Source organism: Vibrio sp. 10N.222.54.E6 (assembly GCF_041473955.1).
Classification (GTDB): Bacteria; Pseudomonadota; Gammaproteobacteria; order Enterobacterales; family Vibrionaceae; genus Vibrio; species Vibrio tasmaniensis_A.
Genome location: NZ_JBFRTD010000020.1, coordinates 88,535 through 110,313, shown reverse-complemented (window position 1 = coordinate 110,313; position 21,779 = coordinate 88,535). Strand labels below are relative to the sequence as shown.

General features: G+C 43.5%; 18 protein-coding genes and 1 other RNA gene. 8 read left to right on the top strand and 11 right to left on the bottom strand.

Features of this window, described 5'->3' with window-relative positions; all coding sequences use genetic code 11:
- Positions 1-41 precede the first annotated feature (41 nt).
- From AB4513_RS13150 to AB4513_RS13135, 4 genes are all read right to left on the bottom strand, one after another.
- Positions 42-1,589 carry a sodium:alanine symporter family protein gene (locus tag AB4513_RS13150; RefSeq protein ID WP_009848307.1) on the bottom strand — a complete coding sequence of 516 codons (1,548 nt, stop codon included), beginning with the start codon at positions 1,587-1,589 and terminating at the stop codon, positions 42-44.
- Positions 1,590-2,061: 472 nt separating this feature from the next.
- Positions 2,062-3,402, bottom strand: coding sequence for an MBL fold metallo-hydrolase (locus AB4513_RS13145; protein ID WP_102258220.1), 1,341 nt, complete (start codon positions 3,400-3,402; stop codon positions 2,062-2,064).
- A gap of 147 nt (positions 3,403-3,549) precedes the next feature.
- Complete coding sequence (locus tag AB4513_RS13140; RefSeq protein WP_102258219.1) at positions 3,550-4,317, bottom strand: 1-acylglycerol-3-phosphate O-acyltransferase; 768 nt, start codon at positions 4,315-4,317, stop codon at positions 3,550-3,552.
- Between the two features lie 197 nt (positions 4,318-4,514).
- Positions 4,515-5,453, bottom strand: a complete 939-nt coding sequence (locus AB4513_RS13135; protein WP_102258218.1) for a hypothetical protein — start codon at positions 5,451-5,453, stop codon at positions 4,515-4,517.
- 269 nt (positions 5,454-5,722) lie between these two features.
- Between AB4513_RS13135 and AB4513_RS13130 the strand changes: the two genes are divergently transcribed.
- From AB4513_RS13130 to AB4513_RS13115, 4 genes are all read left to right on the top strand, one after another.
- Positions 5,723-7,435 carry a bifunctional 2-polyprenyl-6-hydroxyphenol methylase/3-demethylubiquinol 3-O-methyltransferase UbiG gene (locus tag AB4513_RS13130; RefSeq protein ID WP_102258217.1) on the top strand — a complete coding sequence of 571 codons (1,713 nt, stop codon included), beginning with the start codon at positions 5,723-5,725 and terminating at the stop codon, positions 7,433-7,435.
- 57 nt (positions 7,436-7,492) lie between these two features.
- Entirely contained in the window at positions 7,493-8,221 is a 729-nt protein-coding gene (locus tag AB4513_RS13125; RefSeq protein WP_102258216.1) for a DUF429 domain-containing protein, read from the top strand.
- 98 nt (positions 8,222-8,319) lie between these two features.
- Positions 8,320-9,129 (top strand): M15 family metallopeptidase, encoded by an 810-nt coding sequence (locus AB4513_RS13120; protein ID WP_102258215.1) that lies wholly within the window; start codon positions 8,320-8,322, stop codon positions 9,127-9,129.
- 305 nt (positions 9,130-9,434) lie between these two features.
- Positions 9,435-11,315 carry a RimK/LysX family protein gene (locus AB4513_RS13115; protein ID WP_102249573.1) on the top strand — a complete coding sequence of 627 codons (1,881 nt, stop codon included), beginning with the start codon at positions 9,435-9,437 and terminating at the stop codon, positions 11,313-11,315.
- A gap of 139 nt (positions 11,316-11,454) precedes the next feature.
- Here AB4513_RS13115 and AB4513_RS13110 read toward each other — a convergent pair whose 3' ends face one another.
- The 4 genes from AB4513_RS13110 to smpB form a co-directional block, all read right to left on the bottom strand.
- Entirely contained in the window at positions 11,455-12,768 is a 1,314-nt protein-coding gene (locus AB4513_RS13110; protein WP_102258214.1) for a HipA domain-containing protein, read from the bottom strand.
- A complete protein-coding gene (locus tag AB4513_RS13105; RefSeq protein ID WP_009848316.1) occupies positions 12,752-13,054 on the bottom strand; it encodes a helix-turn-helix transcriptional regulator in 303 nt (100 codons plus the stop codon). The genes AB4513_RS13110 and AB4513_RS13105 overlap by 17 nt, the downstream gene beginning before the upstream one ends.
- A 977-nt stretch (positions 13,055-14,031) precedes the next feature.
- Positions 14,032-14,398: a transfer-messenger RNA gene (gene ssrA / locus AB4513_RS13100) on the bottom strand.
- A 66-nt stretch (positions 14,399-14,464) separates the two neighbouring features.
- Positions 14,465-14,950, bottom strand: coding sequence for an SsrA-binding protein SmpB (gene smpB, locus AB4513_RS13095; protein ID WP_004735156.1), 486 nt, complete (start codon positions 14,948-14,950; stop codon positions 14,465-14,467).
- A 119-nt stretch (positions 14,951-15,069) separates the two neighbouring features.
- On the opposite strand from smpB, the gene AB4513_RS13090 reads away from it, so the two are divergent.
- Positions 15,070-15,498, top strand: a complete 429-nt coding sequence (locus tag AB4513_RS13090) for an SRPBCC family protein (protein ID WP_004735157.1) — start codon at positions 15,070-15,072, stop codon at positions 15,496-15,498.
- Between the two features lie 3 nt (positions 15,499-15,501).
- Entirely contained in the window at positions 15,502-15,813 is a 312-nt protein-coding gene (locus AB4513_RS13085; protein ID WP_009848325.1) for an RnfH family protein, read from the top strand.
- 183 nt (positions 15,814-15,996) lie between these two features.
- Here the strand turns inward: AB4513_RS13085 and bamE are convergent, their stop codons facing one another.
- The 3 genes from bamE to nadK all read right to left on the bottom strand — a co-directional run bounded on the left by bamE (position 15,997) and on the right by nadK (position 19,366).
- Entirely contained in the window at positions 15,997-16,356 is a 360-nt protein-coding gene (gene bamE / locus AB4513_RS13080; protein WP_009848326.1) for an outer membrane protein assembly factor BamE, read from the bottom strand.
- Between the two features lie 167 nt (positions 16,357-16,523).
- Positions 16,524-18,188 (bottom strand): DNA repair protein RecN, encoded by a 1,665-nt coding sequence (recN, locus tag AB4513_RS13075; RefSeq protein WP_102258213.1) that lies wholly within the window; start codon positions 18,186-18,188, stop codon positions 16,524-16,526.
- Positions 18,189-18,481: 293 nt separating this feature from the next.
- Positions 18,482-19,366, bottom strand: coding sequence for an NAD(+) kinase (gene nadK / locus AB4513_RS13070; RefSeq protein ID WP_009848328.1), 885 nt, complete (start codon positions 19,364-19,366; stop codon positions 18,482-18,484).
- 143 nt (positions 19,367-19,509) lie between these two features.
- On the opposite strand from nadK, the gene grpE reads away from it, so the two are divergent.
- On the top strand, positions 19,510-20,091 hold the full coding sequence (grpE, locus tag AB4513_RS13065; RefSeq protein ID WP_102258212.1) for a nucleotide exchange factor GrpE: 582 nt from the start codon (positions 19,510-19,512) through the stop codon (positions 20,089-20,091).
- A 387-nt stretch (positions 20,092-20,478) separates the two neighbouring features.
- Positions 20,479-21,753, top strand: coding sequence for a dicarboxylate/amino acid:cation symporter (locus AB4513_RS13060; protein ID WP_009848330.1), 1,275 nt, complete (start codon positions 20,479-20,481; stop codon positions 21,751-21,753).
- Positions 21,754-21,779: the final 26 nt, after the last annotated feature.

The following is a 21,779-nucleotide window of genomic DNA, read 5'->3' as shown; positions in this document are numbered from 1 at the left end:
TTAATAGCGCGAGTTAAAGCGATCTATTTGCTAAGTCAAGCTTAAGCTGAAGGTTGCTCTACAGGTTTACTGTCTGCAACTTCAGATTCAGGAGACTTGCCAGTTTTACGCTTGTATTTCTCTTCCCAGTAAGTAGCACCTTTAATGCCTAGTTTTACAGGGTTGAATGTGTACTCAGTCACACCTTGTTTCTGCTGTTCTTCGTAGTCTGCTAAAGCCTTAAGCGCAGGCTTAGACATGAAGAATATGATCAGAATACCAACGATGTTTAACCATGCCATCAAGCCAACACCCACATCACCCATTGCCCATGCAAGGTTTGCTGTTTTAACGGTGCCATAGAAAACGGCACTAATAAGAACAAGCTTAAGTACGAACATCATGCCAGGGATCTTGATGGTACGACGTAGGTAAGCAATATTCGTTTCTGCGATGTAGTAGTAAGCAAGAATCGTTGTAAATGCGAAGAAGAACAGAGCAAATGCGATGAACGGCTTACCAATGCCTGGCAGTGCACTTTCAATAGCAAGCTGTGTAAATACGGGACCATTCGCACCGATGTTTGCTGCTAGGTTCTGAACAAGGAAGACACCTTCAGCGCCGCCGTGAACGTTGTAAGCACCAGTGATGATGATCATGAACGCTGTAGCAGAACATACTAGAAGAGTATCAATGTAGATAGAGAACGCTTGAACCAAACCTTGCTGAGCTGGGTGATCAACACTTGCCGCAGCTGCCGCGTGAGGACCAGTACCTTGACCCGCTTCGTTTGAGTAAACACCACGTTTAACACCCCAACCGATTGCAGCACCAAAGCCTGCCATAGGAGTGAATGCATCACCCAGAATCATTCCGAAAACAACAGGAACTTGGCTGATGTTTAGTAGGATGATAACGAATGCGATGATGATGTAAGCCAACGCCATGAATGGAACGACAATTTGTGTGAAGTTCGCGATACGTTTAACACCACCAAAGATGATGAAAGCAAGGATGATAGCAACAACAGTACCAGTGAAAATTTTAGCGAAACTGAATGTACCGATAGCTGTTTCAATCATATCACCTGAGCCAAATGCAGCTTCTACAGCATTACCTATACTGTTTGACTGAACACCTGGAAGCAAAATGCCACATGCAAAAATAGTCGCGATAGCGAAGATCCATGCGTACCACTTCTGACCCATTGCTTTTTCAATGTAGTAAGCCGGACCACCACGGAACTGGCCTTCATCTTCTTCTTTATAGATTTGCGCCAGCGTAGATTCTGCGTAAGCAGTCGCCGCGCCAAAGAAAGCTACCACCCACATCCAGAATACTGCACCTGGGCCACCGAAACCGATAGCGGCAGCAACACCTGCAATGTTACCTGTACCTACACGGCCAGACAGCGAAACGGCAAGAGCTTGGAAAGACGAGATGCCTTTTGATGAGCTTTTACCCGAAAGTAGCAAGCGCCACATTTCAAAGAAGTGACGGATTTGAACAAATCGAGTCATGATGGAGTAGAACAAACCTGCACCTAAACATAGGTAGATAAGTACTGGGCTCCAGATTATTCCATTCAAAAAATCAACGAACGACTGCATGAGTATTTTCCCTGTTAGTTTTGCTTATGATTGTTTTTCGAACAACACAATACTTCACTTGTAACCCGAGTGTTAAATTATTTAACTGCGCATTGGGATTACTGTGACATAAAGCAAGTTATAGAGGGTGTTTGTTAATGCTTAGTGCTAATTCGATAATCGTTCCATTTAACTTGTTATGCAACAGATTGTTGCGGCTGGTGTTTTGCAAAGTGAATAAATAGTGATTAATACAAAAGGGTGGGGAGGTGCGCAGAAGAAGGGTAGGTGTGCACAATAGACGAAATTGCGTAAAACAGCGGTTAAAGCCACTTAGCATGAACGGCTGATATATGAGTGGTGAGATGGATTTGATTGGAATATATCACCTGCATCGAGTGATCTCGCAGGTCTAAGAGACTGTGTTTTTTGAAGGTTCGATAGTTGAGGACTTCATGTTTACTGAGGGAAAGTGGCTAGTTTGATGCGTGTTTCAAACAACCACAAACCCTCGCGCCTTTAGTTCTTGAGCGAATTCAGACTGAGTATTTGGCTCACCGTGAATCAAATGCACCTCTTTCGGTGGAGTCGCGATGCCCTCTATAAATCGATTGAGATCCTCTTTATCGGCATGAGCAGAATAGCCAGACATGCCATGAATTTGAGCATTAACCTCAACGTCTTTGTTATCAATAGAAACTTGCATTTCGCCTTGTTGCAGCTCTCGTCCGAGCGTTCCGTGTGCTTGATAGCCCGCTAAAATCACATCCGTCCGTTTATCGGGAAGCAAAGCGGATAAGTAGTTCATTATCCTGCCGCCCTGACACATTCCAGAAGCTGCGACCACAATCGCGGGTTCACCTGTCGACTTGAGGCGATTCACGATTTTCTTGTGCATTCTATGTCCATCAACCGTAATGCACTGCTCAAAAGCGAGTGGGTGACGTTTCAGTTCAAGACGCTGCTTTGCTTCTTGCCCCCATAACTCTTTAAAGCGTCGGTAGGATCGCGTCACCTTTTCTGCCATAGGCGAATCGAGGATGATAGGAATATCGCTGCTGAGTTGATGCTCAAAAATTAGGTGTTCGATATCAAATAGTAGTTCCTGTGTTCGACCGATGCTAAAAGCCGGAATTAGAATAACGCCGCCATCGAGTAACGAACGATCAATGATTGATTTGAGGCGTTCAGAGCGTGAAGCAATATCGTCGTGCGTGCTAGTGCCGTAAGTCGACTCAATAAACAGATAGTCGGCTTGTTGTGGTGGTTTAGGATCCGGCAGCAGTGGCGTGTTACTAGGGCCCAAGTCGCCTGAAAAGACCACTACTTCTTGGTTGGGTAACTTAATCTCTATATAGGCCGAACCTAAGATATGCCCTGCAGGTTGAAAACGAGCATACAGAGTATTTGGCCTATGATGATCCTTTCCGTTGTTTTGTTGTGTGGACGTGATGGGAAAGCAATCTCCGTAAGGCTTGGGAGCAATCAACGAATGAATTTTTTTAAGGATGAGTTTAGATTGTTTATGACTGAGCCCTTGCAGTTTTAGGCCGTCTTCAATCATTAAAGGAGCGAGTTCAGCCGTCGCCTGAGTGCAATAAATCGGTTGGTTAAAGCCACTGGCGAGTAACCAAGGTAATCGACCAATATGATCAATGTGGGTATGGGTCAGCAGCAGAGCGTTGAGGTGGGAAGTTTCAAATTCAATATCAAGAGAACGTGCATCCGAACCTTGAAAAAGGCCACAGTCGATGAGCACCGCTTGGCCTGAATCTCTTAGTTCGTGACAAGATCCTGTGACAGTATGTTTTCCGCCATGGTGAATCACTTCCATCGTTTACTCCCATTGCTCTTTAAAGCCATTAACGCCTGTTTTTATTTTGCGGATAAGCGCCAGCAAGTAAAACAAGAACAATGAGAGTTGCGATCGTTGAGTGTCTTTTTAAGTAACTGAGCGATGACTCAGTGGGTTCGTTGCGAGTTAGCTCGTAGAAGAACGGTCTGAATCCAGCTCTGGGTTTTTCTGTGCTTCTAAACGAGCCACTTCGGCATCTAATTGTGCGATTTTTTCAGCCATCAAGGCATGGCAGCGATTCGCTAACTCTCTTGCGTCGCTGAGCTTGTATCCAGAGACATCTATAGGCTCCAGCATCTCGGTGATCACAATGCCATTATTAACTCGGTTGAGGTTAATTTTATTGTGCGTGGTACTGGTACACATCGGGGTGATAGGCACACCGGCTTCAATCGCCATTCGGAAAGCGCCCGTCTTGAATGGCAGTAGTCCACGCCCTTTACTGCGCGTTCCTTCAGGGTAAACCCAAACCGACAGATCTCGCTGGTGAATCGCTTCCGCCACTTGCTTGATGGTATCGCGTGCTTTGGACTTGTCTTCGCGGTTAATTAAAATATTACCGGTGATCCAATACAGCAGGCCAAAGAAGGGCACGTACAACAAATCGCGTTTGCCTAAAGAAACCGTGCGAGGCCTTAACATCCCTGGGGCGGTCACAAAGTCCAACACGCTTTGGTGGTTAGATATGTAGACGCTCTTTTCTGGTGTCGGTGCATTATCTAGGCCTCTCTGTAGGATCTTTACCCCAACGAGTTTTTGTAATTGGTTGAACCAACGGCAAAAAACGTACACATGCTTTGGGTTTTTTGGGCTAAACAAGCAGTAACCAAAAGCACATAGAGTGGTGAAAATAATAAACACCGTCGCCAAAATAATACGAAGAACAGCAAGCACAATTCACTCCTTACTCACGACAAGATTGCAGTGATTAAATAGTTTTAGATGCTTGAAGTTTTCACTCTATTTAACCGAATTGCAACAATTAACTGTTTTAGGGGACTGTTTTTAGATCTTTATATAAAACAAGGACTAACAATGGGTGTTTGACGCAGTTATCGAGCTTACACGTGTTCACCAGTAGGTAGGCATGTTCACCAATACTGTTTATTTGGATCCGACTTTTCTACCCATTCCGGATCTTGACGTGATTCTAAATAGAGCTGTAGGCCGTTATAAGACATGAAAGCAGCAGGGCCCCCGAGGTGCTCGAAATAGTCAAAATAATCATCCTCGAGCGCGCAAAGGTGAGCTAAGTCTTTAACGTTATTCATCATTGCCCATTGAATAGCGAACACTGGAGCCGTCGAACCTGAAATGCTGACCTCTTCGACATTTGGGTTGAACAGTGAATTAGCTTGTTCAAGCAGTATCTCTTCTTGTTCAGATTCTTGCTGCAAAATTTCTTCGATGATCTCTGAGCGTTTGGTATTAGAGACATTCTTGTTCAGCTTGGCGATTCGAAGCGCGTAGCTAAAACGGTCTGTTGAAACGATGTCGACAAGTTGCGATAGCAACTCTTTGTCTACGCTCGAAGCCTTGGTGAAATAATCGATACACGAATTGATTGAGGCATAACGAGTACCGTCAAACTCAAAGCCATTGGTTTCGTCGTATACCTCAAGTGGGATGTCATCAACCGACAAAGGCCAGCCTTTATAATCGACGCGTTGTTTGGCGATTTGATACATCTTCCAAGCACTGCGCCCAAACCCACCAAGCGTCGAACCCGAGAAATCAGAATCAATAAGCTCTTGCTCCGTCCAGTTCTCACCGATGCCAAGGTGCTTAGCGTACTTGTCTATCAGAGTGTGTTTTATCTGATCGCGCACAGACCAAATTGAGGTCAGATTCTTTGAATAGTTAATTCTCGCACACTCATTACAAGCCGGCAGTGCTATCGGTGAATAGTCTATCTTGGCAATAGCTTGTGCAGTCTTAGGGAATTCAACAACATCATTGGAAGGTTCACCACAAAACCAACAGGTGTGGCGCAGGTTGAATGGGATGTCTATGTACGAGTATGTGGTCATTAGTCTTTATCGGCTGGGGGTTTGAGGTTGGTTTAATTATCAAAACAATTATCCCTGTTCGCGCGTCAGCTTGCACCTTGTTTGTTTTTGTTTTGCTGACGAAACTGATTCGTGATGTGACTCGCCTGATGAGCTCATTAGGTGGATATTGATATAAAACAGTCACTAACGATAAATATTGATTGGTGTGGCTGAACTTACATGAGCTGCTAGCAATCGCCTTAGCTCCCCATTACTATTGAGATAGACTCCTTACCCCAATAGCGCATATGTCCTCATCGATTCCTTTTTACGATAAAAATGCTCACACACTTTGTGAACAGTACAACTCAGTGACGTTCGAGACGGTGCATAAAAGCTGGCAAGCTTATTGGCCTTTAGAGGGCGATAAAGTACTAGATGTTGGTGCAGGAAGTGGTCGTGATGCGCTATGGATGCACAAAGCCGGAGCTGATGTTATTGCGATAGAACCAAGTGCTTTATTACGCGAACAAGGCTCCAAATATACAAGCCCAAGTGTTACCTGGATTGATGATTCACTTCCCTCGCTTGGCCGCACTGAAAACCTCGGAATGCGTTTTGACTTGATATTGGTGAGCGCAGTATGGATGCACTTAGCCTCGTCTCATCGAGAGCGTGCATTTAGAAAGTTGTCTAACTTGCTGGCTCCAAATGGCAAGTTGGTGATTACTTTGCGTCATGGGGAGTTTAAAGACAGTCGACAAGGCTATGAAGTCTCAGTTGAAGAGCTCGAGCGTTTATCAAAAAACAGCGCCTTGTTGGTTCGTCATGTTGATGATAGCCAAGATACATTGAACCGCAGTGAAGTGTGGTGGCAAACCGTGGTGATGACATTACCAGATGATGGCTCCGGCGACTTGAACAAGGTGCGCCACATTATTGTGAATGACAACAAGTCGGCCACATACAAGCTGGCCTTATTAAGAACTTTACTGAGAATTGCGGATGCTCATTCAGGCGCTGTGATTGATCGAACGGATGGGAAAATTTCTCTACCAGTGGGCTTAGTTGCTCTGTATTGGGTAAGGCAGTTTAAGCGTTTGATTGATATCGATATAGAAGGCGCTGGGATTCAGCAAAATAGCAACACGAGTAAAGGCCTCGGATTTGTAAAAGAGGATGGTTGGAATAAACTCAAACACCTCAGTGCTGATGATCTAGCGATAGGCACTATGTTTCTCGGCGATGAAGCCAAGGCACTACAGAAGCTGTTTTCACAAACGATCAGCACCATTAAATCAGGGCCTGTGACTTTTATTTATCAAGGCTCGAAAGACAACCGACTATTCGATATATACCCACCTCAGAAACGACGGAAGAGCCGAGAATCACTGGTCATTGATAGTGAGTTCTTAGAAAGCTTTGGCTATTTCACTCTCGATGAAAGCCTGTGGGAGTGCTTTAGAATCTACCACTCTTGGATTGAACCGCTGGTGGTGAATCAATGGGTCATGGAGATGCAGCGTTTCGAGTTGAACCGACAGCGAAGTATCTCACTACAGACGTATCACGACTGCTTGGTATGGATCGATCAAAACCACGATACTCGCGATGTGCGTAAACGTGTCGAACAACTTAGATCTGAACGTGCCGATATTGTCAGTGTCTGGAGTGGAAAATCATTAAAAAATGAGTATCACGTTGATCACTGCTTGCCTTTTGCTTATTGGCCGAATAACGACAAGTGGAACCTCTTTCCGACCACAAGCAAAGAGAACCTAAGCAAAAGTGACAAAGTTCCTACGGCTGAAAAACTTCGAGCGTCTAAATTTCGTATTCTCGAATGGTGGCAATTGGCGTGGAGCGATTCGGCTCATTTTGAACAACAATTCTTTTCTGAAGCAGCACTTTCTTTACCCAATATTCCACCACAGTGTCGAGACTTCGAAGAGGTGTTCGATGCAATGGGTTTACAGGTACGTGGCGTGAAAAGCAGACTGTTAATTAATGAGTGGCACTGATCATTAAGTGGCTAGTTATCCCAAATAGCCCTCAACAAACTAATCATCGAGAGCACAATGAAATACATCGGAATTGATGGCTGCAAGGCCGGTTGGATCGCTTGGATTATCTCTGACAGTGAGATACCTGCGTTTAAGGTGGAAAATACGCTCGATGAGTTGGTTGGTGATCTTACGGAATCAACAACATTAATCGATATGCCTATTGGCTTTAGCGATTCGCTTACTCCAGATAGATTATGCGATAAAGCAGCAAGACGTTTTCTCACCAGCAAGCGTGGTTCTTCCGTGTTTCCTGTTCCGTGCCGAGAGGCGGTTTATCAAACTGATTACATTGCGGCGTGCAGTGCCAATGTGGAGCAGCTTGATAAGAAATTTTCTAAACAGACTTGGGGAATTGTGCCCAAGATCCGCGAGCTTGATGAGCTCATTGAAACTCATCCCAATCTTTCTATCAGGGAATCACACCCTGAGGTGGTGTTTGCAGCTTTGAAAGGCGAACCGCTGATGTTTTCCAAACGAACACAAGAAGGCAAAGAGGAACGGCTTTCTATTATTCAGCAACTTGCCCCTCAATGGTGTGACGGCTTGTCGTTGGCCATTTCAACCACCAAGCGTAAAGACGTCGCGATAGATGATATTTACGATGCTTTTGTACTTATGTTGGTTGCCTATTACGCTCCGCAATTATCGACCTTACCTGAACTTTCTGATGTTGGTGGAGAAGCTGACAAGGATCAGAACGGACGAGTTAGAGAGATTGTCTATTGGAATAAAGCGCGCTAACAAATCGTGCGCTCAACTTGGCTTAATATGCTATTTTCCAACTTCTGCTATTTTCCAACTCTGCTACTTTTCACTCTTAATATTTTTGAGTCTTTGATATGAAACGTTTTATTGTCGGCTGGCTGGCCACTGTGCTCAGTGTTGCGAGTTATGCCCAAGTTGCCCCTATATCTCAATGGCAATGCGACATGATGAAAAAGAACAATGTCTTGAGTAGTGGTGCGCCTGTTGGTTGTGAGCGACTATCTAAGGTGGATTTCGATTTCATTAATTTCAAAGGGGAGACGCAACAGGGCAATATGATCGTGCTTGATGTTATTGCGCCAGCTCTTGAACAAATCTTTTCAGAGCTTAAACAGCGCAATTTTCCTCTTCATTCCGCTCGCCTAATGCGTGAGTTTAAAGGTGACGATAGCGCCTCAATGGACGCGAACAACAGTAGCGGGTTTAACGCTCGTCCTATTACCGGCGGAGGAGGTTGGTCGAAACATGCCTATGGTGTGGCAATCGACATCAACCCAGTTCAAAATCCTTTCTTAGAGTTCGATAAAAACGGAACCATCACGGTCAAGCCATCACAATCGGCAACCCGCTATGTGAACCGTACTCGCTTTCGCGCGCGTGATGAAATTGAACGCCGAGGCATGGCAGAAGATGTGGTGGAGCTGTTTGCTCATCATGGCTTTATTATCTGGGGAGGGGATTGGAATAGCCCAATCGATACTCAGCATTTTGAGGTCGGCTCAAGAAAGTTCGTCAATCAACTGCTCTCTAAACCCAAACCTGAAGCCAAAGTGTTATTTGAGCGCTACGTCGAATCTTATCGACAGTGCTATCTCAAAAATAAAGGTGAGAACGCAGAAAAAGCTCGAGCTATCTGTGCAAAGAAAACAGTCGGGACTTTTTAGTGCTATGTTTATCTAGAACCGTTTGTGTTTTAGCAAGTTAAACTCGCTTCAGGTGTGTTTTGAATAGCTAAGGTCAGCGCTTGTCGTTGGCCTTTTTTGTATTCATTTCTCCAATGTAACACTGAGTATTGAACAGGTTGTTGGGTATCCATTAGTCAATAATCGATAAGCGAATGCAGCGCAAAGTCATCGGTTTGTCATCGAAAAACTCATAGCGTTAACGTTATGTGAGAACCATTGCTGGTGGGGGAACTATTTGCCGAATCGCCAGTATTATTAGTGAACTGATCACAACGGACCAACTAATGAAAAAGATACCTTTGGCTCTAACTCTTTTAAGCACTCTACTTTTTACACAATATTCTTTGGCTACAGACACTTCACACACCACTCAAAACCCGACTTACGAACTCGATGGTAAGTCGGTATTAGGTCGTACTGAGAACGTGTACCTATCTAGCGTTCAAGGGCTAAAAGACGTTCCTTTCATTGGTAAAATTGATACCGGTGCGGAAACCACTTCTATGCATGCGGAAGACATTCATGTGAAGAGCTCTAATCCCGATTACCAAAATCTCAAAGACAAAGAGTTGATGGCGGCGTTAACCGAAGACCTGTTGAACAATTCTGATGTTGATTACGATGATTGGGATGGCAGCACCTTTGCGAAATATGAAGCTGTGGTCTCTTTCAAGGTTCAAAACCCACGTACGGGTGACATGGTATTAATCGAAGCACCTTTAGAGCGTGTCAGCATAATACGCAGCCGCACCAGCAGCACGCCTTTGCTTCGCCCTACGGTTAAGATGTCGCTGACTATTGCGGACCATGAATTAAAAACAGACGTTAACCTGACGGACAGAAGTCACTTCTCTGCGCCAGTGCTGATCGGCAAAACCTTTCTTGCTGACAACGCCTTAGTGTTTGCTGGTTACGACTATTTGCAAGAGCAGGAAAACGCGACGGTTGTTGGCCGTAAAGAGGTGGTGTCTATCTCCGGAATGGCGATGAACGCGACCTTCTCCTTAAAGAATCGCTACAGTATTCTTCATGCAAAAGACATCGACGTAGATAAGAAGAACAGTGAAGTGACGTTTGATATGTTCGACAACGATGGCAAACAGAAAGAGATGACACTGCCATTAGTTCGTATGTTAAGCGTGAGTGGTAAAAAGAGACCTCTGGTATATGTACCAGTCCAACTCGATGAAAACACAACCAAAGACGTTCTGGTGTACCTACGTGACCGCTCGAGTAGCGTGTCACAGTTGAGATTTGGTACAAGCACCGCAAGCGAACTTTTCATGATTGATACCAACGCTGAAAATATTCTTTCTGAAGGATCTGAGAATTTCAGCGAGGTCGCGAAAAAGACTGAGCCACTGATTATCTCACCGGAAGAAGATATCACATTAGATGGTTTTCCTATGAAGGCTGTTGCTTCATTTACTGTCAACACGCCTTTGCTGAAGGTCGACAGTTTTGAAATGACAGGTAAAGGCAAAGAGGCTTCTGTTGAATTTTATCTTACAGATGTAAATGGTGAGAAGCAGAAGATAACAAAGTCAATTATTAAGAAGCTTAAGGTCGGTGATGATACTCGTCCGGTTGTAAGTGGTGAGTTTTTGGGCGCTGGTAAAGTTCGCCAACAAGAGTTTGCTATCGATGTACTTAACAGTAATGAGAAAGAGGCCTACTTTGTTTTAGGTAAGAAGATGGCGAAAGATGGGGTATATGTGAATACTCGATCTGATTATCTTTTGAAATCGGAGCCTTTGTTTAAAGTCGGGCACATCGAGGTTGTTGAAGTCAACGGCATGACATTCCCTGCCAAGTTGGATACAGGCGCAGATGTAAGCTCAATGAACGCAGTCAACATCAAACGATTTAAGAAAGACGGCCAAGACATGGTGAGCTTTACCTATCAAAACAACCAAGGCGATAAGCAAGACTTCACTAAGCCTGTGATTGATGTAATGCGCATTAAAGCTAAGAAAGGCGAGAAGGTGAACATTCGCCCAGTGGTAGAAATGAAGGTGAAGTTGGGTGACCTAGAGAAAGAGGTGAGGGTAAACCTTCAAGATCGCTCTCGCTTTGAATACAGCATGATCCTAGGTAAGAACTTCTTAAAGCACGGCGCAGTAGTGAGTAGCGATGAAGATTACTTACTGGGCGATATGGAGTAACACCTAAATTTATCTAATTTCTATCGGTTCAACTTCCTCATCAGTAACTGAACTGGCTGCGTTAATTATCAAGTAGAAAGCACAAAGAGCTTTTGCTCTTTGTGCTTTCTATATTCTGATTAGATAGCTTATCTATAAGTTAAAGCTCAATTTCAGTGATGAGTGGTGATTGTTTAAGGAAGTGCTTACATCTAACCACAACGATTTCACGGTATCGGTTTAAATAAGGTAATTGTGAATCAGAAGTAGGAGTGACGAGAGATATAGCATCATCAATGTTGTTTATAATGTCATTTGCGATCTTTACTAGGCTCTGTTGAAGCAATTTTGGTGAAATACCACAATCGTCAGCAAACTCTACAAGTTGGTAGGCATTAATAGAATCTGAGTCAAATTCATCCCCAATTGCCATCGCAAGATCCTGCTCAAATTCAGGGTACATCCTTACATTGACTAGATCGTAAAGTGGCGTTGGTGTTAAGCCCGATTTTTGGACAAAGAAACTGAAGTTTTTGCCATGTGCATCTGCGTTATAAATGCAGAGATTGAACATTGCCCACTTTAGGATCGCTAGTTTTGCCGCTAATGGGTTTTCACATTGCTCTGTTACCGAAAAAAGTCGGGTGAAGCTGACACCATCACGAATATGACTGACATCTCTTTGTTTACCTAAGTTTCGTTCATACTTTCTATCGACACCTAGGTTACAAGCTTGACAGGCATCGATCATATGCCTTCGTTTCACACTTGTTGAGCTAAATAGCTTTCGATCAAATCTCTCTACAATTAAGGCTGGAAATTGGTCAAAATACCGCAACTCAACATCAGCAACATCTAGTTCAACTAGCTTCGCTAACTTCATCGTCACAAATTCATTTATGACAAGGTGTTGTTGGTCATTTTTTTCGAACTTCACAATATGAGTTGAGCATAGTTCACCCTCTCCAAACCCTAAGTTTCCATCGATAGATAAAACGTTGAGCTTAGATTGAACCCCCGCTACTGATAGTCTTGGTTTTCCTTCCCATATTTCTAAATACCAAAGCTCAGGGTCAGATAGTTTCTTAATTAATTCACTATCGTTGATTGGGTTGAAAGAGGTTTCAGTTTGAACTGGAGAAACACCTTCAGATAAGAACATCATTGCACCTGATGTATCTGTTCCAATACCACCAACTTGTGCAAATACGTTTGAACGTGATACGCCAAGAAAGTCGATCAAATAATCTAACCCTTTATTTTCAGGGAGCAAATTCTGTAAGAACCTCCTGATATTGACTGATGGTATATCAGAGTTAAATGGAAGGTGTGGCGATATGGGAAACCCATTATCAATCCAATCTTGCTTGTAGATTACAGATAGAGCATCACTTTCTTTACTCAGTGATAGTTTGCCTATGACTTGCTGGCTATAGACTATATCGAGGATGTATTGATTAGACCCAGACGTCATTACCTTTCTCCTGTGATGAGACTGAAGCATCTAAGTCTTGCCATGGTTGTATCGATATCTTTATTCCTAGAGCAGACACAACTTTCATTAAAGAGGTTAGTTTAATATCGGAGCTGCCTTGTTCAATTTTTATGTAGGTTTGTTTTGAAACACCAGAAAGCAATGCTGCATCTTGCTGGGTGATTTTACTTTGAGTTCTTTTTGCTTTGATCGCCTCACCAAGTAGTGATGGTGTGAACACCTGGCTTAGATCTGGTGACTCAGTTGCTTTTACTTTCTTAACCATAGAACCTCCATATAGCATGATGCAATAAAGTATGTCTTAGTAGACTTTTAAATTATTTATACGTAGATTTTAAATAAAAGTCTATTAAAGTTCACTTTTATGGTGAATACATTGAGTTATCACATAAAAGTCTACAGTAGTGAGCTTTTATGCTTACAAACTTGGCGATCTTATTAAAAGTCTAATGTGATTTACTTTATGTAATGAAAGAACAATAGAAAACTCAAAGCCATGGGGCTTTGAGATACCTAAAGTATGGCTAACTCTCTATCGGAACCTTAAGGTGGTCGTTCAAGTATTGTGTGTAATACAAAGGCATTACAACATTGTCTTGCTCTCACTTCTTGTTTCAACCTTTACTGTCAGATCTAAGGCTTGAATGATTTTAAACATGGTAGAGAGCGTGGCTTTATCTGGTCTAGTTTCAAAGTTAGAAATGGTAGCTTGCTTTATGCGACTCTCTTTGCCACTTCGAACTGAGTCCATTTATTTTTTGCGTATTAGCAATGAAGTACTGGCTAATTGTTGTGGGCTATAAATCACAAGTTGTCATTTCATATTATGAGGTTTGATCCCCATAGAGGATATTGGCCGTGCTATCCCAACAAAGGGATATATATAACTTTATACCTTGCAGGGGATAATCAAAGCCTTTGGCTTTAAAGAGGCATTGCAAGAAGGTGGATACCAGCCTTTATTCGTTCTGTGGCTAAGTTCTTCTGCGATTAGTGATTATCTGTGCGGGTAAGGTGATGGCTGTACGTAAGTAGATCAAATATGCCACACAAAAGTTAATTGGAAATACTGACTTTGAAACGTATGAGATGGTTCGAAACTAAAGTCATGGGAATCAAAAGCACTTTACACCGTGCGTCACCCTGTGAGTGAAAGGTAGCGCGTTTAGTACCGATAGCATAATTGATGACTATAAAATAAAAAAAAGGCCAACTCTTTCGAGTTGGCCCTTTCCAAACGTTTGGTGGAGCTGGCGGGAGTTGAACCCGCGTCCAAAAATCATTCATCATTGGTACTACATGCTTAGTCGATCTTTAATTTCACCAGCAACCTGCGAACCGACACGCTAGTTAAAGGCTAACCTGAATTGTTATTCGCGCTTTTCCTCTCAGGTGGGAGAATCCGCGCTAGCTAGTTTGGGTTTGATCTCTTATTGGTCCCCGTCTTACGAGCGGAAGCTAGGGTAAGAGAGCTCTGAGCAGGTTATTAAGCTGCTAGTGCGTAGTTTTCGTCGTTTGCGACTATTTTTTTGCGGCTTTTAACGTGGCCAACCGCCCCACGGCATGCACCTCAGACTTCAAAATTCCTGTCGAATCCTAAATCAGCCCCAAGTGTTATTTGCATAGTACCAGAAAAGCTTTGCCTGTCTAGCACTGTGCGTTTAAGTGCTTAAAATTAACGCAAATTACTCTTCATAATTCGTGCTTTATCTCTCGCCCAATCTTTTTCTTTCATATCAGTACGTTTATCGTGCAGCTTTTTACCTTTCGCTACGCCAACTTTAATCTTCGCCCAAGAGCGAGACCAATAAAGTGCGGTTGCGACAAGCGTCATGCCTTCACGGTTAATACGACCGATAAGGTTGTCGAGTTCTTTTCTCGACATTAGTAGTTTACGGATGCGTGTTGGGTTCGCCACGATATGAGTACTCGCTTGAGTTAGCGGAGTGATCGTCATACCACTGATGAATGCTTCGCCGTCTCGGATGTAGACGTAGCTTTCTGCGATATTGGTTTTGCCTTCACGTAGGGATTTTACTTCCCAGCCTTGTAGCTCAAGCCCCGCTTCTATCTCATCATCGATGAAATATTCGTGGCGAGCTTTCTTATTAAGCGCAATGGTATTACTACCGGCTTTTGATTTTGATTTATTCTTTGCCATAATGGCCTCATTATACGGATTGCACCCTAGTTGGGGAATCCTTTTTATTTGCGCTCTGGCCCAATACAATTAAAATTGCAGTTTGTGTTAATGTAACGCTGTCTTTAACAGGAGTCTATATGCCAAAGGTTACTCGTTCAGCATTAGTGTCGTTTAGTGCCGACCAGATGTTCAGCTTGGTCAATGATGTTGCTCGTTATCACGAGTTTTTGCCAGGGTGTTCTGGTTCACGTGTGATCGAATCTTCAGATTCAACTATGGTGGCTTCGGTTGATGTCTCTAAAGCGGGTATCAGTAAAACATTTACCACATCTAACCGCTTAGCGGATGGCGCTGAGATCTTGATGGAGCTGGTGGACGGCCCGTTCAAAAAGCTGCAGGGTGGTTGGTATTTTACTCCGCTCGATGAGCAAGCGTGTAAGGTTGAGCTTAAGTTAGAGTTTGAATTCTCTAGCCGAATGATTGAAATGGCATTTGGTAAGGTTTTCAATGAGCTGACGAGTAATATGGTCAGTGCTTTTACTCAACGCGCGAAACAGGTCTACTAAGCCATGACTATTGAATCGGATATGATCCACGTAGAGGTTGTGTTTGCACTTCCGCATGAACAGCGTGTGTTTACTTTAGTAGTAAACAAGCACGCGACCGTTGAAGAGATCATTGCGCAGTCTGGCGTTTTGGAATTATACCCAGAGATCGACTTAGCAAAAAACAAGGTTGGTGTGTTCAGCCGCAACGTTAAGCTAGATGCGACGGTTCGCGATAAAGATCGTATCGAAATCTACCGAGCACTGTTAGCCGATCCAAAAGAGATCCGCCGTAAGCGTGCTGAGCAAGCGAAAGCAGCCGCAGCTAAATCGTAGTGCTAAAAAAATTCGACTAAGAAGAGAGCTCGCAATGTTGGCGAGCTTTTTTGTGCCTGTTGGTTAGACACGCAGCTAATTTGTTAGCAGATATTAAAAAGCCTGCTCATGTGAGCAGGCTTTTGCGATTCATACCTTGTCGACTGGAAAGCTTTATCAGCTGAGAGCTTTGTTGACTGAAAGCTAGCGAAGGCTTTCGAAGAACTCATCACTGGCTTCAAAATCACCATTGATCGTTACTAGAGTGCCAGTGGCATCAAAGTTCACGACAAGGTTTTTCTGGATAGGGTCGTTATGGCCTTTTTGGTGGTGGTAAATGTAGTACCACGTATCTGGGTAGCCATTTTCGATAAGCATAGGTGAGCCCATAACGTAACGAACTTGTGTTTTTGTCATGCCAAACTTGAGCTGATCGACAGCTTCTTGTTCAACATAGTTACCCTGATTGATGTCAATTCGATAAACCAACTTCTCTAGTAGAGAGCAACCGGTCAACATTGTTAGTGCAAGTGGAACTGCAACTAACCACTTTTTAATTCGCATAGTTTGAGATCTTTCTTCGCTAAAATACTGCCTGATAATAAACAAGCTCCAGCAAGAAGTAAAAAGCTCCTTGCGCTTTGAGCTTGTTATGACTGGCAATTTTGAATTAAGTTGCAAAATTGCCAAGAATTTTCGGTAAATTATCAGAAAGTTGCTGAATATGTAACCTATGCTGCGATTAATAACTCTTTTGCATTGGCAAGCGTCGATTCGGTAATTTGGCTGCCACCAAGCAGTCGAGCAAGCTCTGAAACGCGTTGTTGTTCATCAAGCGTGTGCATTTGAGTCTCGGTTTTACCTGATTTCGTGTTCTTTGCAACGAACAGTTGTTGATGTCCACAACCTGCCACTTGAGGTAAGTGCGTTACACACATAACTTGCGTAGATTCGCCCAGCTTACGTAGCATTTTTCCGACAACCGCAGCGGTTGGTCCACTGATACCCACATCGACTTCATCGAAAATCAGGCTTGGTGTATCCACTTTTTGCGCTGTGATCACCTGAATCGCTAGTGAGATTCGTGATAACTCGCCCCCAGAAGCCACTTTAGCAATGGGCTGCATTGGTTGACCTGGGTTGGTCGAAACAATGAAGGTCACGTTATCCATACCTAATGGAGAAGGGTGTGTGTTGGTGTTGTTTACTTCAATGGCAAACTGCGCTTTTTCCATGCTCAGTTCATGCATGCTTTGCGTGATCAGCTTGTTGAGTTCTTTTGCGTAACGAGTTCGAGATTTATGAAGCTTCTCTGATTTAGCCACGAACGACTGGTATTGGTTTTCTACCTCGTTTGCCAATTCTTCCAATTTTTCATCAGAGCAATCAAGCGCTTCAACTTGTTGTAATAAGTCTTGATGGTGCTTATAAAGCTCTTCTGGCAACACGTGATGTTTACGAGACATCGACATCACTTTTGAGAAGCGCTCTTCAACGTAAGCCATACGACCTGGATCGACATCAATGCCATCTAGGTATGTTCTTAACTCGTTATTGGTTTCTTCTATCTGAATAATGGCTTCAGACAATAAGTTTGGTAACTCAGCCAATCTTTCATCTAGCTCCGCTAACTGAATCAGGGAGTTATTGGCCGATTGCAGAATACCAAGCGCATTAACTTCTTCGCCTTCATAAATAAGCTCGATAGCTTGTTGGCAGGTTGTGGCCAGTTCTCCGCTATTGGAGAGGCGCTTATGCTCTTGTTCGAGGTCTTCATATTCTTCCTCCCCAATAGACAGCTCATTTAACTCTTTGATTTGGTATTCAAGAAGTTGTTTTTGAGCTTGGTTTTGCTGGCTATTTTCACGTAACTCTTTTAAGTGGTTATCGGCTTGTCGCCAGGCTTGGTAAGCATTACGTGTCGATTTCAATAGGTTCAAGTGACCTGCGTATTGATCAAGCATGGCCATTTGGTAATCGCTTTTCATCAACTGATGGTGCGCGTGCTGACCATGAATGTTGATCAACAGCTGTCCAAGCGATTTTAATTGTGAAAGAGGCACGGGACTGCCGTTGATGAATGCGCGAGAGCGACCTTCTTTAGAGATGGTTCTGCGTAGGATGCATTCACCGCCATCAAGCAGTTCATTGTCTTCTAACCAGCGGGTAGCATGCAGATTGTTCTCAAGTAAAAAAGCGGCACTGACTTCGGTTTTTTCTTCACCTTGTCGAACCATTCCTGCATCAGATCTTCCTCCAAGACACAAGCCTAAAGCGTCGATAGCGATAGATTTACCCGCACCAGTTTCTCCGGTGATTGTTGTCATGCCTTTAGAGAGTTCTAGCTGTAAAGACTTAACAATAGCGAAATTATTAACACTTAGATGAGCCAGCATTTTTATTTACCTGTATAACTGAACAATACTGTATATAATCCCAGTATATACTGTTTCTTTATACAGTAAAGTCGGTGGGTGAAATTTTTTTGCGACAGATCTCAGAATTGAGGTTGTCTGTAGATCACTGAAACCGCAGTAGATTCCCAACTCAGTTGTTCCTCCCTGTCGGGAGTGGAGGTATAAGGAATTGCAGAGAAGCGAGAGCCTACGGGCTTTCTATGGGCAATAAAAAAGGCTGACGAACGTCGTCAGCCTTTCATAATTCGGTTACTTCTGGAGCTTTTATTCTTTTAGAACAACTTACTCGACCAGCCTAGTTTGTTACGTAGAACATGGTAGTAGTTGTAGTCTTTAGGGTGGATCAGCTTGAGTACATTCGGGCTTTGGTAAATGTGGATCTCATCGCCAGGGGAAACCGGTAGCGAGATTTGGCCATCGCAACTGACTTCTTGAGTGCCGCGGTTATCAGGCGATACGATCAGCTTGATACGACGCTTTCCATCCACTACCAGTGGGCGGCTTGAAAGGGTGTGCGGGAACATTGGTACTAATGAAATTGCATTTAAGCTTGATGACAGGATAGGACCACCACCAGAAAGCGAATAGGCGGTTGAACCTGTCGGTGTTGAGACGATCAAGCCATCAGAACGCTGTGAGAAGGCGAAGCTGTCATCGATATACACTTCGAACTCGATCATATGTGCGACTTGACCGGGGTGAAGTACTGCTTCGTTGAGTGCGGCGTTGTGGCTTTTTATTTGGCCATGACGATGAATTTCAGTTTCAAGTAAGAAGCGCTCTTCTTCCATGAATTCACCCTTGAGTACATCAGTAAGCGCACTCTGGAAGTTTTCAGGATTAAGATCGGTAAGGAAACCTAGGTTACCTCGGTTTACGCCAATCACTGAAATATCGAAACGTGACAAGATTCTAGCGGCACCGAGCATATTTCCGTCACCACCCACCACAATGGCGAGATCGGCGCGTTTACCTAATTCAATTAGGCTAGAAAAATGTTCTTGTGGGATATCGTCTAAAATTGTAGCGAGTCTGTCATCCACAAACACTTGATAACCCTCAGTACTTAACCACTGATAGAGCTCTCTATGAGTCTGAATTGCTTGCTGATCTCGAGGTTTACCAATAATGGCGATGACTTCAAATGGCTTTTTCATAACGTTTCCAAACGAATTAGGCTTGAATCAAAATTCTTCATCCCCATAATAAAGGCAAGTTGAACGTCTATGCGAGTGTTTTATATCAATTTGGGGTGCAAACACACCTGTCACTTGCATTGAAAACGAATTCTGGAGAGATCATGAGCAACGAAGAAAACAAAGTAACGGAAGAAGAGCTAGATCAAATCATTGCTGAAGCTGAGAAAGTTGAAGAAGCTGAGCTAAATGAAGAGTCTGTTGATGAGCAAGAAGCAAAAATCGCTCAACTAGAAGCTGCACTACTTTCTAGCGAATCTAAAATGAAAGAGCAGCAAGATTCTGTTCTTCGCGCAAAAGCTGAAGTTGAAAACATGCGTCGCCGTAGCGAGCAAGAAATTGATAAGGCGCGTAAATTCGCTTTGAACAAGTTTGCTGAAGGTCTACTTCCTGTCATCGACAACCTAGAGCGTGCAATGCAAGCGGCAGATGCTGAAAACGAAGTGGTTAAGCCACTGTTTGAAGGTGTTGAGCTAACGCACAAAACGTTCGTAGACACAGTTGCTAAGTTTGGTCTTAAAGAGATCAACCCTGAAGGTGAAGTGTTCAACCCTGAATTCCACCAAGCGATGTCTATCCAAGAAAGTCCAGATCACGAATCAAACACGGTTATGTTCGTAATGCAAAAAGGTTACGAGTTAAACGGTCGTGTGGTTCGCCCTGCGATGGTTATGGTTGCTAAGTAATGACGTGTTACGCTGCCAAGTGATTGAGTCGCGCATTGACTGAGTAGTCGCGGCGACAAAATAAATCACTGGTTTACGTAAAATGGAAAGAGAGGCATATGCCTCTCTTTTTTTGTGCCTATAACTTGAGACCCCACGTAAATAGTCACCAAAACCGCATTAAGAATGTTGTTCCTTTTATATTACCCAGAACAATGATTTAGAGTTTTATATTATGAAACTGGTTGTTAATGAAGAAATGTTTTGATGTCACACTTGTAATGTTTTTGTAAATAAATACTTTTAATTGTTATCTTTGTATGTAAAATCCACTGCGATATAGCGATTTAACTCGCATATATAACTATAAAAGTACAAATTTCAAACACAACAAACTGGAGAAGAACGATGGATAAATCGCTCTCAAGTAAGATTTTTGTAGGCTTGTTTGCCGGCCTACTTATTGGTACTGCTATTCAGTACCTATTCAACGGTATTGCAGTATTTGATACTTACCTGCTAGGTCTAGCAGAAGGTGTCGGTGGTATGTTTGTCTCTTTGATCAAACTATTGGTTGTTCCACTGGTATACGTATCTATCGTTTGCGGAATTGTTGAATTGAAAGACATCCGTTCTTTCGGTCGCCTAGGTGGTAAAACTTTTGCTCTTTACATTATCAACACCATCATCGCGATTTCTGCAGCCCTAACTGTTGGCCTTATTTTCCAGCCGGGTGCTGGTGCAGATTTAGCCGGAACGATCTCTGAGACAGTTCAACTAACAACAACTGAAACTCCAGATATCTTCTCTCTTGTTGTGAACATCGTTCCTAGCAACCCAGTTCAGGCGTTTGCAAGCGGCGACATGCTACAGATCATCTTCATGGCAATTTTGACTGGTCTTGCTATTCAGGCTCTTGATTCACGTGGCGGTCCAGCGATCAAAACGTTCAAGATGGCTAACGAAATCATGATGAAGCTTATCGGCCTAGTAATGAGCTTGGCGCCATTTGGTGTATTCGCTCTGATGATTCAACTAGGTGCGACACTGAACGCTGAGACACTTATGTCTGTAGCGGGCTATGTAGCGCTTGTTGTTGCGATGCTAGTGTTCTGGATTTTCTTCTTCTACCCAATGATGGTTGGTATCGCGACAGGTATTACGCCTAAGCAATTCCTACGTGCAACTCGTGAGCAAATCCTTTTCTCACTATCGACGGCAAGTTCGAACGCGACTATCCCAGTAACAATGCGCACTCTAACTGAAAAGCTTGGTGTATCAAGATCTGTGGCAGGCTTCGGTGTACCACTGGGTGCGACAATGAACATGTCTGGTGTCTCTATCTACATAGCACTAGCGACAATGTTCGTAGCAAACGCATTCGGTCAACCAATCAACACGGCTGACATCTTTACTCTGGGTCTAACTATCTTGCTACTGTCTATCGGTGCGGGTGGTGTTCCAGGTGGTGGTGTTGTAATGGTAGGTGTTCTATTGCACCAACTAGGTTTACCACCAGAAGGTCTAGCTATCATTGCTGCGGTAGACCGTATCAACGATATGTTCTGTACTTCTTCTAACGTAGTAGGTGATACAGCGGTTAACACTATCGTTGCTAAGTCTGAAGGCGAAATCGGCGTTGAAACAAACGAAGAAGCTGAGCTAAAGAAAGCAGAAGCGTAATCAGAGATTTTCCTCTATAGATGAAA

Coding starts and splice junctions, on each gene's coding strand:
- AB4513_RS13150 (WP_009848307.1), bottom strand. CDS start 1,589: ATGCAGTCGTTCGTTGATTTTTTGAATGGAATAATCTGGAGCCCAGTA.
- AB4513_RS13145 (WP_102258220.1), bottom strand. CDS start 3,402: ATGGAAGTGATTCACCATGGCGGAAAACATACTGTCACAGGATCTTGT.
- AB4513_RS13135 (WP_102258218.1), bottom strand. CDS start 5,453: ATGACCACATACTCGTACATAGACATCCCATTCAACCTGCGCCACACC.
- AB4513_RS13130 (WP_102258217.1), top strand. CDS start 5,723: ATGTCCTCATCGATTCCTTTTTACGATAAAAATGCTCACACACTTTGT.
- AB4513_RS13125 (WP_102258216.1), top strand. CDS start 7,493: ATGAAATACATCGGAATTGATGGCTGCAAGGCCGGTTGGATCGCTTGG.
- AB4513_RS13120 (WP_102258215.1), top strand. CDS start 8,320: ATGAAACGTTTTATTGTCGGCTGGCTGGCCACTGTGCTCAGTGTTGCG.
- AB4513_RS13115 (WP_102249573.1), top strand. CDS start 9,435: ATGAAAAAGATACCTTTGGCTCTAACTCTTTTAAGCACTCTACTTTTT.
- AB4513_RS13110 (WP_102258214.1), bottom strand. CDS start 12,768: ATGACGTCTGGGTCTAATCAATACATCCTCGATATAGTCTATAGCCAG.
- AB4513_RS13105 (WP_009848316.1), bottom strand. CDS start 13,054: ATGGTTAAGAAAGTAAAAGCAACTGAGTCACCAGATCTAAGCCAGGTG.
- smpB (WP_004735156.1), bottom strand. CDS start 14,950: ATGGCAAAGAATAAATCAAAATCAAAAGCCGGTAGTAATACCATTGCG.
- AB4513_RS13090 (WP_004735157.1), top strand. CDS start 15,070: ATGCCAAAGGTTACTCGTTCAGCATTAGTGTCGTTTAGTGCCGACCAG.
- AB4513_RS13085 (WP_009848325.1), top strand. CDS start 15,502: ATGACTATTGAATCGGATATGATCCACGTAGAGGTTGTGTTTGCACTT.
- bamE (WP_009848326.1), bottom strand. CDS start 16,356: ATGCGAATTAAAAAGTGGTTAGTTGCAGTTCCACTTGCACTAACAATG.
- recN (WP_102258213.1), bottom strand. CDS start 18,188: ATGCTGGCTCATCTAAGTGTTAATAATTTCGCTATTGTTAAGTCTTTA.
- nadK (WP_009848328.1), bottom strand. CDS start 19,366: ATGAAAAAGCCATTTGAAGTCATCGCCATTATTGGTAAACCTCGAGAT.
- grpE (WP_102258212.1), top strand. CDS start 19,510: ATGAGCAACGAAGAAAACAAAGTAACGGAAGAAGAGCTAGATCAAATC.
- AB4513_RS13060 (WP_009848330.1), top strand. CDS start 20,479: ATGGATAAATCGCTCTCAAGTAAGATTTTTGTAGGCTTGTTTGCCGGC.